This window comes from Campylobacter concisus, assembly GCF_003049085.1.
Lineage (GTDB): Bacteria > Campylobacterota > Campylobacteria > Campylobacterales > Campylobacteraceae > Campylobacter_A > Campylobacter_A concisus_H.
The window spans coordinates 1-12,243 of sequence record NZ_PIQX01000003.1 but is presented as its reverse complement, the minus strand read 5'-3'; the positions used below and the strand labels follow the sequence as shown (position 1 = coordinate 12,243).

General features: G+C 36.1%; 16 protein-coding genes. 1 reads left to right on the top strand and 15 read right to left on the bottom strand.

Annotation, left to right across the window (positions count from 1 at the left end; translation table 11 throughout):
* Positions 1-35 precede the first annotated feature (35 nt).
* On the top strand, positions 36-1,286 hold the full coding sequence (locus CVT13_RS03985) for a polysaccharide lyase family 1 protein (protein WP_107811699.1): 1,251 nt from the start codon (positions 36-38) through the stop codon (positions 1,284-1,286).
* 70 nt (positions 1,287-1,356) lie between these two features.
* Here CVT13_RS03985 and CVT13_RS03980 read toward each other — a convergent pair whose 3' ends face one another.
* The 15 genes from CVT13_RS03980 to CVT13_RS03920 form a co-directional block, all read right to left on the bottom strand.
* Complete coding sequence (locus CVT13_RS03980; RefSeq protein WP_107811698.1) at positions 1,357-2,037, bottom strand: ABC transporter substrate-binding protein; 681 nt, start codon at positions 2,035-2,037, stop codon at positions 1,357-1,359.
* Between the two features lie 66 nt (positions 2,038-2,103).
* Entirely contained in the window at positions 2,104-2,958 is an 855-nt protein-coding gene (locus tag CVT13_RS03975; protein WP_159071105.1) for a TPM domain-containing protein, read from the bottom strand.
* A complete protein-coding gene (locus tag CVT13_RS03970; RefSeq protein WP_107811696.1) occupies positions 2,958-3,551 on the bottom strand; it encodes a LemA family protein in 594 nt (197 codons plus the stop codon). The genes CVT13_RS03975 and CVT13_RS03970 overlap by 1 nt, the downstream gene beginning before the upstream one ends.
* 100 nt (positions 3,552-3,651) lie before the next feature.
* Positions 3,652-6,399 (bottom strand): hypothetical protein, encoded by a 2,748-nt coding sequence (locus CVT13_RS03965; RefSeq protein ID WP_159071104.1) that lies wholly within the window; start codon positions 6,397-6,399, stop codon positions 3,652-3,654.
* Complete coding sequence (locus tag CVT13_RS03960; RefSeq protein ID WP_107811694.1) at positions 6,326-6,709, bottom strand: hypothetical protein; 384 nt, start codon at positions 6,707-6,709, stop codon at positions 6,326-6,328. The genes CVT13_RS03965 and CVT13_RS03960 overlap by 74 nt, the downstream gene beginning before the upstream one ends.
* Positions 6,706-6,975 carry a hypothetical protein gene (locus CVT13_RS03955; RefSeq protein WP_107811693.1) on the bottom strand — a complete coding sequence of 90 codons (270 nt, stop codon included), beginning with the start codon at positions 6,973-6,975 and terminating at the stop codon, positions 6,706-6,708. The genes CVT13_RS03960 and CVT13_RS03955 overlap by 4 nt, the downstream gene beginning before the upstream one ends.
* A complete protein-coding gene (locus CVT13_RS03950) occupies positions 6,968-8,638 on the bottom strand; it encodes a retention module-containing protein (RefSeq protein ID WP_107811692.1) in 1,671 nt (556 codons plus the stop codon). Before CVT13_RS03950 ends, CVT13_RS03955 begins: the two co-directional genes overlap by 8 nt.
* Positions 8,639-9,172: 534 nt before the next feature.
* A complete protein-coding gene (locus tag CVT13_RS03945) occupies positions 9,173-9,727 on the bottom strand; it encodes a putative peptidoglycan-binding domain-containing protein (protein WP_107811691.1) in 555 nt (184 codons plus the stop codon).
* 11 nt (positions 9,728-9,738) lie between these two features.
* Positions 9,739-10,101, bottom strand: coding sequence for a phage holin family protein (locus tag CVT13_RS03940; protein ID WP_107811690.1), 363 nt, complete (start codon positions 10,099-10,101; stop codon positions 9,739-9,741).
* A gap of 137 nt (positions 10,102-10,238) precedes the next feature.
* Positions 10,239-10,445 (bottom strand): hypothetical protein, encoded by a 207-nt coding sequence (locus tag CVT13_RS10190; protein WP_159071103.1) that lies wholly within the window; start codon positions 10,443-10,445, stop codon positions 10,239-10,241.
* Positions 10,414-10,764, bottom strand: coding sequence for a hypothetical protein (locus CVT13_RS03935; RefSeq protein WP_107811689.1), 351 nt, complete (start codon positions 10,762-10,764; stop codon positions 10,414-10,416). Before CVT13_RS03935 ends, CVT13_RS10190 begins: the two co-directional genes overlap by 32 nt.
* Positions 10,751-11,395: a hypothetical protein gene (locus tag CVT13_RS03930; RefSeq protein ID WP_107811688.1), complete on the bottom strand. Its 645-nt coding sequence runs from the start codon at positions 11,393-11,395 to the stop codon at positions 10,751-10,753. The genes CVT13_RS03935 and CVT13_RS03930 overlap by 14 nt, the downstream gene beginning before the upstream one ends.
* The gene (locus tag CVT13_RS10260) at positions 11,395-11,535 is read right to left on the bottom strand and encodes a hypothetical protein (protein ID WP_199907274.1); all 141 of its coding nucleotides are present in this window, start codon (positions 11,533-11,535) and stop codon (positions 11,395-11,397) included. The genes CVT13_RS03930 and CVT13_RS10260 overlap by 1 nt, the downstream gene beginning before the upstream one ends.
* Complete coding sequence (locus CVT13_RS03925; RefSeq protein WP_107811687.1) at positions 11,532-11,798, bottom strand: hypothetical protein; 267 nt, start codon at positions 11,796-11,798, stop codon at positions 11,532-11,534. The genes CVT13_RS10260 and CVT13_RS03925 overlap by 4 nt, the downstream gene beginning before the upstream one ends.
* The coding region (locus tag CVT13_RS03920) for a hypothetical protein (protein ID WP_107811686.1) at positions 11,795-12,243 on the bottom strand (449 nt) is incomplete at its 5' end. The genes CVT13_RS03925 and CVT13_RS03920, both read right to left, overlap by 4 nt.

Genomic DNA, 12,243 nt, shown 5'->3' with positions numbered 1-12,243 from the left:
ATCAAAAATAAAAAGCTAAATTTGGGAGGCTAAAGATGTTTAAAAAGATATTGTTTCTCGCCATTGGCGCGTTATTTGCATTTGGTGCTGAGACACAAGCTGGCGAGATAAAAGCAAGTGACTCGCCTTTTGGTTACGCTAGCATTGGTGCGGAGCAAAATTTTGGCGGATACGCCGGCAAAGAGAGTAAAGAAGTCGTCGTAAAAGATAGACAAGAACTCGTAAAATACGCTCAAATGGGTGGTTACGTCATCTATGTGGATGGGCTCATAGACCTTAGCGAAGGCAAGATCCCACAAAATGGCAATAGCGATGGGCTGGATAAATTTATAAGTGAGATTAGCGGTAGCGAGTTTAGCTCTTATGCCAAATTTATACAGGCTTACGGCGCTTCATGCCGTGCAAATTTAGACGGTTCGCAAGATCCAAAGTTAGCAGCGCTTCGCAAAAATTTAGCCAACGAGTACAAAAAGATCATCGTAGTGCCGGTAGCTAGCAACACCACAATAATCGGCTTAGGCGAAAACTCAGGCATAAAAGGCGGCTCGCTTTTGTTAAAAAATGCCCAAAATATCGCAATCCGCAATATGAAGATCGAAGATACTTTTGATCCATTTCCAGATGTACAAAAAAATGACGGCTTTAACGCACAATATGACGGCGTTAGCATAGAATCAAGCAAAAACATCTGGGTAGATCACTGCCATTTTAAGGACACGGTCGAGCTTGGTCATGTGCATTTAGCAGGCGGAGAGCTTACCAAATGGCAGACTTACGACGGACTATGCGACATCAAGGGAGATAGTGCGGCTATCACGATCTCGCACAACATTTTTGAAAACCACGACAAAACGATGCTAATAGGCTCAAGAGACTCAGACGGCAGCAGCGAAACAAGGACGATAACGGTCGCTCATAACATTTTTGACAACTGCGCGCAACGCTTACCTATGGCACGCAATGCAAAGGTGCACGTCTATAACAACTTTTACGACTCAAAAGATGGCTTCTATGACCAAAAATACGCCATTGGCGTGCGTTTTGGCTCGCTAATATACGCTCAAAACAACTACTTTGCAAAAGGTGTTAAGATAAGCTATAAATGTAACAAAGGCACAATTTTTGAAAGCGGCAACATAGACCTTTCAAAAAAAGGCAGCGTTTGCGAAAAGCTAACTAAGCCGCCATTTGAGCCTCCATATAAATTTGAGCTCCTCAAAGCCTCAAATGTCCAAAACGAGGTAAATAAAAACGCCGGCACCGGCAAACTAGACGTTATAAGATAAGAAATCAAAGCCCCGAGCAAGCCGCTTGGGGCTAAATTTCTCACCGCAAAAGCTGATAAAAAGATGAATTTCACCCCTTTTTATAGGCATTTAATCTCTTTTTATAATTTTCATCAAACTCTAAGGCTTTTTCAAACTCAGCAGTAAATGCTCTAAGACAATCATTTTCTTGCTGATTTTCATCGCAAAATGATCTAATACGTGACGTAAAAGTAATCTTATCTTTTCTAAAATCAGCCTCTTTTAGATCAAAGTTTAGATTGCTCATTTTGCTATTTAAGATATGCAAGGCACATTTTCTTGGTCCCAAGATAAAATTTTGCCCGTTTAAGGGCTTTAGGCTTCTTACTAAAACGCCACCATAAAGTGATAGATCACTTTTAAAAGATATGTCAAAACCAAAGTTATGAAAGTAAATCTCTCCTGCCTCACACTGCCGTTTATAAGTATTTGCGTCAAAACAAGTATAAATTTCAAGCTCGCTAAATTTATACTCTTTGCCAGAAACAATTAAAACCTTACTTTGCATAAGCTCGCATAAAAAGCTCTGAAATTTATCGTCAAAAAACTCTTTAAAACCAGTAGTACCAACTATCTCTTGCTTTATATTTTTATCTAAAATTTTAAAGTTATTTTGTTTAAGCAGATCAAATTTTTCTTTATCAAAATGACTTTGCTCTAAAAATTTACTAAGCACTGCCACTAGATCAAATTTAGCAAAATGGCTTTTAAGCAACTCACCAGCTAGCATCTTTGCTCCTAAGTTTTTATATATTTTAAAGGGTTTGAGTTTTACAAACTAATCTTTGATGAAATTTTACCAACTGCCACTTGCTCCACCTCCGCCAAAACCGCCTCCGCCGCCACTAAAGCCACCACCTCTTGAACTGCTTGAATGGCCGTTGCCACTGCTATTTGAGTCTGATCTATCACGCCCGAAATCACTGTGTGTATTTTTGCTTTGAGTATTTTTTTTAAAGGCATTTTTTAAAATAATAAAAAATATTACAAACACAATGGCAAAGACAATGAAGTAATTTTGCACGCCAAAAAATTTATCAAATACCGTAGATATCAGCCCTGCAAAACATGCACTAAAGCCAATTCGCATAAAAAATTTACCTAAAAAGCCAGAGACAAAACACGAGATCATACCAGCAAAAAAGGCAACTATTCCAAATGGCATCTCTTCATCATCACTCTCGCTTTCAAATTCTTCGCCACTAGCTACTTTTATGATAGCTTTTGTGCCCTCTATGACGCCACCGCCCATATCGCCTTGCTTAAATTTAGGCACTATCACATCATTTATGATCTGGCTAGAAATAGCGTCAGTTAGTACGCCTTCAAGCCCATAACCAACTTCTATACGTACTTTTCTCTCGTTTGGAGCGATTATTAAAAGCACTCCATTACTGCTTTGTTTTTGTCCCAGCTTGTAGCCTCTAGCTACCTCAAGAGAGATATCTTCTATGCTTTTATTTTCTAGTGATTTAAGCGTCACGATAGCAATTTGCGTCGTACTATTTTGCTCGTAATTTTGCACCAAGCCCAAAAGCTCAGCTTTCTCATTTTTAGAGAAAATTTGAGCCTCGTCATTTATCTGCTCGTTAAAATTTATGGCAAAACAAAAGCAAAATGTAAAAAATAAAAGAGCAAAAATTTTCTTCATCATTTCTCAAATGAAACTTTTGGATTTATTTTCTCTTCGTTGCTTATTTCAAGATTTTGTTTTGGCTTTAGCTCAGGATAAAAAGCACTTGCTATAAATTTATTTGGAAAGCTTCTAAGGGCTACGTTATACTCTTTTACAGCTTCGATATAATCGTGTATTGCTACGCTTATGCGGTTTTGCGTACCTTCAAGCTGACTCTGAAGAGATAAGAAATTTTGATTTGCTTTTAGCTCCGGATAGTTCTCACTAACTGCCATCAGTCTGCCAAGCGCCAAGCCAAATGAGCTTTGTGCTGTCATAAATTCTTTCATCTTAGCTTCATCGCTAAGACCACTTGCATCAACGCTTACTTGCATGCTCTTGCTTCTAGCATTTGCCACATCTTCAAAAATTTTTTGTTCATGGGCTGCGTAGCCTTTTACAGTTTCAACCAAATTTGGCACAAGCTCAGCTCTTCTTTTATATTGATTTAACACCTGTGACCACTTTGCATTTACATTTTCATCAAGCGCAACAAATGAATTTATATACTTAAAAGCACCAAAAGCAAGTGCAGCAATAACTATAATAACGGCTATTAAATTTTTCACATTTTCTCCTTTAAGGAGCAAATATTAGTAAAACAAGACTTAAAAAATAATGTGAGTTTGAGTTTAAAATGAGTGCGAATTTACGCACTCATTTTGGGGATTAAAGATCGGTTTGGATTTTGTCGTCTATTTGGATATGGATAGTTTTACCATTTATTTGATCTATGCTTGTGTAGCCCTTAAAGCCACTAGCATCGTAGTTAGAATCAGCAGTCCATTTGTGGTCTAGATCAACTTTTGTGATTTTATTGCCATTAGCATCAACATCACCACCTTTTATCTTAAGCACCGTATCAGGGTTATCAGTGATATCAAGGATATTTTGTACATTAAATTTGATCTCTGTCTTTCCTTTAAGCTCAAGATTTTCAAAGCTTTCCACTTTTGAATCAAGATTATTAATGCCTCTAAGATCAACTATTTGCTTATCAAACACCAAAGTATCATGACCTTCGCCACCTTTCATATCTTTACTTGCGTCAAATTTAACCGTATAGTTTTCAACGCCTATATGAAGTGGTTTATAAGGCTCATAAGATTTAGACTCTAAGCCATCTGAAGTTTTAAGTGAGGCTTTAACATTTAGATCATAGGCTGATCTTGCATTGATATCAAGCTCTTGGTCAAATGTGCCTTTTGCTATATCTGCAGCTGATAGAGTATGTGTTGCAGTCTTGGTTGGTGTATGATTGTCTGGATTAGTGTATTTAAACTCTACCGTATCCCCTTCTCTAGCATCTTCATTAAGATAAACTTTGACTGTAGTAGATTTTTCGCCACTTTCTGAGGTTTTTATATCTTTATTAAACATGATGCCTCTTATAGCATCGATCTCAGCGTGTGCCGTATCGCTTACTGTTTTACTCTCACCAAATGTGTCAGTTAGAGTAACTTCAGCTTTTGTTTCTTTATCAACTGCGATAGTAGCATCAAGATCAAGTGGGGTATCTCTACCAAGCGTTTGTTGAGAATTATCATCTAAATTTTTTAGTGTAATTTTCCCATTTACATCTTTTCCCATAACTTCATAATGTTTAGTTAAGATAGATCCATTAGGATTTGTTATCTTGACATCTATCTTATCGCCTTCTATCACACTTCCTGGGATAGAAACATAAACCTTTGAAATTTTACTACCTGACTCATCTCTTGAGATAATGCCATTATCATTTTTATCAGCAACTATGCTTACACTTAATCCCGCTTCACTTAAAGGTGCAAGTTTAGCTGTTGCTTCGCTGCTAGTTGTAGTCTCAGCACCATTTGTTATAGTAGCTACTGCACTAGTTTCGCGATCTGGAAGCATAGCAACGCCAGGAATTTTTATAGTGTTATTTTCTAGTTCATGTGGAGTATGAGTAGTATCACTATCATCTGTAAGTGAAATTTTACCATTAGCGTTTCCTGTGACAGTATAAGTTACAGTTCTAGTTGACGTAGAGCCGTTAGCTTGAGGCTCTTTGATAGTCACTGCCACTTTATCACCGGCTACAACATTATATGGTAGTTGAACACTTATAGTTGTTTCTTTTATTCTACCATCCAATAAAGCTTCATCTCTATCTATTACATTATCTCTACTTGCATTATCTTCTACAAATTCAACCTTTAGATCTTTTATATCCATCGCCTGAAGCGTAGCTTTGGCTGTTTTTGTTACTCCACCTATAGTAGCTTCCACTTCTGCAGGATGATCTTTGTCTATATGAACATTAGGAATTTTTAGTTTGTTACCAGGCTCAAGTGTAACAAGGCTACCATCTGCATCATTTATGGTAACGGTTGTACCATTATTTGAAGCAACAGTATAAGTTTTTTCTGCTCCGCCATTTACTTTGACTTTTATAGTATCGCCTGGATTTACACTAACTGGTATCTGAAGTGTTGCCGAAGTAGTGTTTAAGTGTTGATCTTTCATGGCTTCATCTCTACTTAACACTTCATTTCTATCTATATCTTCATCTATAAATAGTCTAAATCCGCTTCCAGATCCATTGCCTTGAGCATCAAGTGTGATATCACTAGTTGTCTCTACCTTATCGGCACCCTTGCTATCAACAACCTTGGCATTAATAATAGTAGTATGATCTTCTGTCAAACCAAGTGTATAGTTAACTACTTTATTGCCCTTATTATCAGTAGCGATATTTAGCTCTTCGCTACCATTTTTAACTACTAGATTATTGTTAGCACCAGTAGTGATCTCATATATTTTTTCTACTTTAGCACCAGTATTTTTGTCGGTAATTTCTATTACTAATTTATCGCCTATAACAAAATTAGAAGGAAGCTTGATGATTGCTGTTGTGGTGTTTTCACTGTGATCACGATTTGCTTCAGCATTATATAAGATGCCATCATTGTCAGTATCTTCTTCAAAAGTGATTCTCATGTCATCATTAAGCGTTTCAAGGATGTTGTGATTTTCAGCTTCAGCTTTACCGTTACCCTTTGCATCAGTAGTTTTTGTTTTTACAGTTATGGTTTTGCCTGGTACGATATCTACGCCAGGAATTTCTATCTCATTATTCTTTGTAGCATTTGTAGTAATGGTTTCTTTAGTACCATCTTCTTTTACATGTTTTAACTTTATTTCTCCATTTACATTGCTTATAACATTATACTTTTTAGTCTCAGGTGAAGTACCATTATCTATTTTTACAGTTACCACATCATCAGCTATAACGTTATTTGGCACTTTTACTACTACTGTCGTTTTATGTAGGTCGCCATCTGCGTCTTTACTCTCTGCTCTCGTTAAAGATACGTTACGGTCAGCGTCCTCTTTGAAATATACCGCCATATCGTTTATATTTGAGATAGTAACTGTGCTTGTATCTTTCTGCATGCTGAATACCATCTTTATCTTTTATCTCAGCTGTTACTTTAGTTTCTAGACCAGTTGCTGTTTTAATGCCAGAAATTTTAAAGCTTCTGCCATCTGTTTCTGTATCTATTTTATTGCCATCGCTATCTTTTACAAAGAACTTACCATTATTATCTTTTCCAATAGTGTATTTTATTTCTCTAGCAGTAGCTTCATTTGGCTCTTTTATAGTTACAGTTAGTTTATCTCCACTTACTGCATTTTTAGGAAGCTTTATAGTAACTGTTGTACTATTAAGATTACCATCACTCATAGCTTGCTCTCTGCTCATACTCCTAGTGCCATTAGCCTCTCCAAAGATAACTTCAGGTTTTTTACATATTCTAAACTAGCCGATACTTCTGACTCATTTATAGATGTATGTCTGCCTGGTGTCATGTTTGTGATGCTGGCTCTGATAGTCGTATCTTGTCCATTTCTTAGATCAAAGCCTGGTACTTTAAATGAGTATTGATTATAACTCTCTTTTGTCAATGGGAAATTTTGTCCGCCATTGCCGATCTCTGTTATACTTGTTACCTCACCTTTATCATTCATATTTATAGTTGTCACCATTATCTATTTTATTCGGAAGTCTTATAAGAGCTGTTGTCTCATTTACTTCATGCTCATCCATACTCTCTTGTCTTGAAATTTCATGAAGAGTCTTTTCTTCTGGTAGTGTCATATACAAATTTCTACCAATAGGCATTACACTATCTTGATCTGAATTTTCACTTTTTCGAACATTGTTTTTATCTACCACATGAACACTAGCTGATGTTTTTACATCTGGAAATATCGGAAGAGAGGTATTTACTTTTTGATTATCAATCATCTCTTGTGTAAGGGAAATTTCTTTTGTTGTATCTTGCTTAGTTAGTGGATCGGTATAAGTTATAACGATTTTATCGCCAATAACTACATCTTTTGGTAGAGTTATTTCTACTGTAGTGCTTCTAAAGTCATTGTCTTTACTATTTTCTTGATCATTTAAATAACCATCACCATCTTTGCTGTCTTGATCCTCTGTAAATGTCAAAGTCGGCTTCACATCAAGAGTAGTAGAGTCGCTTGCAGTTGCACTTCTCATCGTGTTTGTACTATCTGCTACGTAAGCTTCTACTTTTGAAGGCTTACCGTGCTCAACTGGGATATTACTTATCTTATATCCATTATCTATTATGTTTTGATCAATAGATACATTTTTAACCTCAGTTGTGCCATCAGGCTTTGTTAAAGTCACGTGAAGCACATCTCCGACAATCACATCTTTTACAGTTATAAGTACTGGAGTTTCATTTAATTTACTATCTTTAGCATTTTCAGTATATGTTAATAGATTATTATCAGGACTGTTATCCTCTGTAAATTTAACCTCTGGAGCACTAAAGCCACTTGAAGTTACGCTATCTTCACTTCTACCACTAACATTTCCTTGAAAATTTGTAATAGTTGCATCAACTTTTGAAATTTTGCCAGTCTGTATTGGTACATCAAACTGATAACCATTGCTTATGATAGTTGGAGTGATAGGAATTGTTTTATTTTCAGTATTACCATCTGGCTTAGTTATAGTGATATTTAGTATATCTCCAGCCCTTACTGTGCCATCATTTGGAATTGTAATAAGAACTTTTGATATATTTAAATTTGTATCGCGTGCATGCTCAACCCTACTTAAAGTACCATCGTTATTAAGATCGCTTATAAAAGTTACAAGAGGATTGCTTGGGATTATAGTATCATCTCCACCATTGTATCCGCTTATTGGGCTATCGTATGATGCAAAAGCTCTGTTTGTATCACTTAAATTTCTATATGTTGCATTAATGTTTGAGTAGTGACCACCCTCAGCAAATTTAGCGTCACTTAGACTAACACCATCTCCACCACCAGCAGCAGTGTTTCCACCAGCTGCGGTCTCTTCAAGTTTTGTTAAATCTCCGCCATTTAAAATAGCATTTTGCAAATCGCTAACATCTGCCAAGCCCTCCGCGCCTATAGTACTTTGATTTAACGCAAGTGTATCATTGCCTACAATCGTAATCTCTTTTCCATTATTTGAAACGATTGTTATTTTATCAGCCGCATCGCTTGTCTTGATGCTCTCTCCCATATAAAGGATGTCACCTACTTTTAGCTCTCTCTCATTTCCGTTTTGATCGATAGCGACCGCCTTGCCACTAATAAATTTTACCACTCCAGCTTCTTTAGCCAAGATTACTGCTTATTACTTTTTGTATTATTTAAATTTTTGCGTGATTATATACTATCTTTATAAGATATAACTTTATATGAGAAATTTTATATTTTAAGAAAAAAATATATTAAATAAACATATAAATTCCAAATGTCAATAGTTTGTAAAAAGCGAATTCTGAGCTTTTATCAAAAAAATAGTTTTTTGATTGTCGATATAATTAATCATGTAAAATATAATACTTTTTATAATAAAAACTTAATTTAAGATATTTTTAATTAGTTTGAAACAACAATATAACCAAAAAAATCATAATTTTTCAAAAAATATGCGATTGTCATGAAATTTTACTTATACAGTTAAGCAATTTTCTAACGCAGAAATTTTATATAAAGATGTTCAAAAAAATAATGTTAAACAATAATAAAAATTTATGATTATCTATAAGTAGTGGCGGGTAGAGAGAGATTCGAAAAATCAACTTTTATCGCTTATTATACGCTATTTTAAAAATATTAGTCAGCCAAAACATCAGCTAAAAGATATTTTTGCTTATACTTTTTCGGCTCTATTGATCCAGCCTCTTTCATAAACATGATATTCAGGTCTTGCTTTTACTAGATTTCTATAATAAGCAATCTCTGCTCTATCAAAATCAACGTCAAAGGCTCGCTCGTCGTAGTTGTTTAATGCTTTAAGAGTCTGGGCACCCATAATGCCATCCACCACTACACCTAAAAGCCTTTGTAAAACCCTAACTGCTGGTACTACATCTACGTTTACACCAAAAACAAAAAGTTCACACGCTTTTAATTCACTATCTACCTCGTCAAGCCTCATTTTGTCCCAAAATTCTTTTTTATAAAATATTTTTACTTTTTCGATTAATGCGTCATCATTGTATAGGGCGACGCTAGCCTTTTCAAGATCACCGTATGCGTTTATTGCCGCCCTAACTTGCCCCCAGCCTTGCCAACTTGGGTGAGCAGCTTCATAAATACCTATAAAAGTTAAGCCTTTTTCGTTTGGGTTTTTGTGTAGTGCGTCTTTAGGGCTGTTAAATTCTAAGCTCATTAATGTATAAAATGCGTTAGTAAAGTTTTTCATTTTTTAATCCTTTAAAAATTTAAATCTCTTGGCGGTTTTGTAGAAAAATCATCATAACCGCCACCGCCAAAGCTATCTATTTTTTTATCAATCGCTTTATCAACTATGGCACATATCCAAGCTGTGCCACGCCAAGCAAAAAAGCCACCGACTGCAAGACTAAAGCGATCATTATTATTTGTAAAAAATGATGTTATTTCAAAAAATATCCAGCAAATAAAACCTGAGCTAATAGTGCCAACTATAAAATTTAATACTTTACGTCCTCTATTTATGGCTTGTTCTTTGTTGTTTATAGATCCTAGTGCTCCACCTAAAAAGCCGACAACTACAACCCAAAAATAAATGCCTACTTTGTTTATAAGATCGTCCATTATCCGCCTCTTTTTTAAAATTTATAAGTAAAGATGTACATTATTATGACGGATAATATTATTTCTACTACAACCATCTTATTCAGCCAAAATTTCTTAGTCCTTTTTATGATCGCTTCCATCTGCACATCCTTATATTATTTTTGTCCATCCCTTTTTCTTTCGTATTCTTTTATAGCTTCTAAGTTTTTTACGCACTTCTCATAACCACTATAAACATCTATTAAAAGCACTCCAGCATCACTTTGATTTGTTACATTTCTATCTGCAATAATAGGAGCTTGTAACAAGTGGTTAGGTATCTTGTCATACTTATTTACTGCTTCCTTGCTTACGCAGCCCATCAAGCACATAAGATACGCTAAGGTTAAGAGCGTTAGACATATCTTTTTTATCTTCATTTAGTACCCTTTCTTTAACTTTATTTGCTTTTATCTCTATTACCTGTCTTTGCTTGCTAGCTTTTTCTATAACATCAAGCTTAAGAGAGATGAGCCTATCTTGCTCGTTTATCTCATCTTTTAGCCTAAGGTTTAGCTTATCGCTAGCATCTAATCTCTCTTTGGTAATGCTTAGCTCATTGTCTAAGCTTTGATACCTATACCCAAGAAATAGGGTAGTTAGTAGCAAGAAGCCACTAAGATATAAACTAGGGCTTAGCATTATTACTCCCTTGTACCCTTTTAAATGGATTTATCGCCCACACGCTCTTAAGATACTCTTTGTCGTCTGGCTGCATAAATGTAGCCTTGTTGTATTCGTTCATCTCTACCACGTCGAGCAGTTTCCACCCGACGTAAATACGACAATAAAAGCCACTTAAAAAGCCTTTGTATCGGATCGTTTTGAAAAGTCCAAAACGAGTGCGACCATCTTTAAGCTTACAAGTAACTTTACAAAAATCACTTATCACTCCGCCATTACTTGTTACTCTTGGGTTGCCTTGAGTGATTACGCTTGACGGCTCTATCTCGCTCACTTTTACGCCGTTTATTCTGCTTGAAAAGTAGCCTATTCGGTTACGATAAAGCCATAATAGACGTGCAAAATACGTCCTATTCTTTGGCTCTTTAAAGTGCTCTTTACGCCAGCCACTATCGCCATTTATCGCAGAGTTCTCGCCGTTGTAGTAGTCGTTTGCATCTTCAAACCATCTGGCCCACCTTGGCAAACGCTCACTATTTTTATCACAAAATGCCAAAGCGATAGGTACTATTAAATAGCCAAGTATCTCGAGCGGTAACTCAATAGCTATAATGCAAAAGAGCTGTAAAAACTCTTTAAATTTAAGCATTACTCATCCTTTTTATCTTTTGGCTTTTCTTGCTCTTTTGCTTTATAGTTAGGGCATTTTGGACACTCGCTCCAAGTGCAAGCACCGTCTTTATCTAGCTTTGATGCGCAGATTTCGCACCTTTTTATTCTTACTCTCATTTCTTATCCTTTTGTGTTGGTCTAGTTTGAACCACATCTGTGAATTCGTCTTTGTCTAAGTACCAGAATGGTTTTTTACCATTCTCGTATTGAAATTTGGCAAAGTCATCAGGGTGTGCCGCCAAATGGGCAAATACCCTGATAATGTTTGTCATGTTTGAGTTATCCCACTGGTCGCACTTACGTGCCCTTAGAAAAATCACAATAGGGCAGAGTAAAACGCCTAAAATTAGCGACAATACGCAGATTAAAAAATAGCTCATTTTCTTAGATCCTCTCTTTGAGCGATTAGCTCCTTATACTCCGTCCTTAAGTTTTCAAGTACGGCGTTATTACCGATAATTAGGGCGTGGCGTATATAATTTTCGCACTCGGCGATCTCGGCTTCAAGTTCCGTTAGCTCTTGTGCCTTTTTATCTACCTTAGGCTCTTTGTTTAGTCCCTTTTCTTCCCCTATCCGGGTTATTGTTATGGCGTTGTTGTCATTGTCATAGTAGATCTCGCCGCGCTCGTCTTTGATTTGCTCCCACTTTCCATTAGTAAAAACGTTTACAAAGCCAGCTTTTGGCTCAATTGGTACAATCTGTGTTGCATTTGGCGGCATTAGGTAGATCGTTTCGCCCTTGCTACTTGCTAGCGGGTCTATTTGAGCTTCTGCCTCGTATAGATATTCATTATTTTTGGTGTCATAAATATAAATTTTCATAA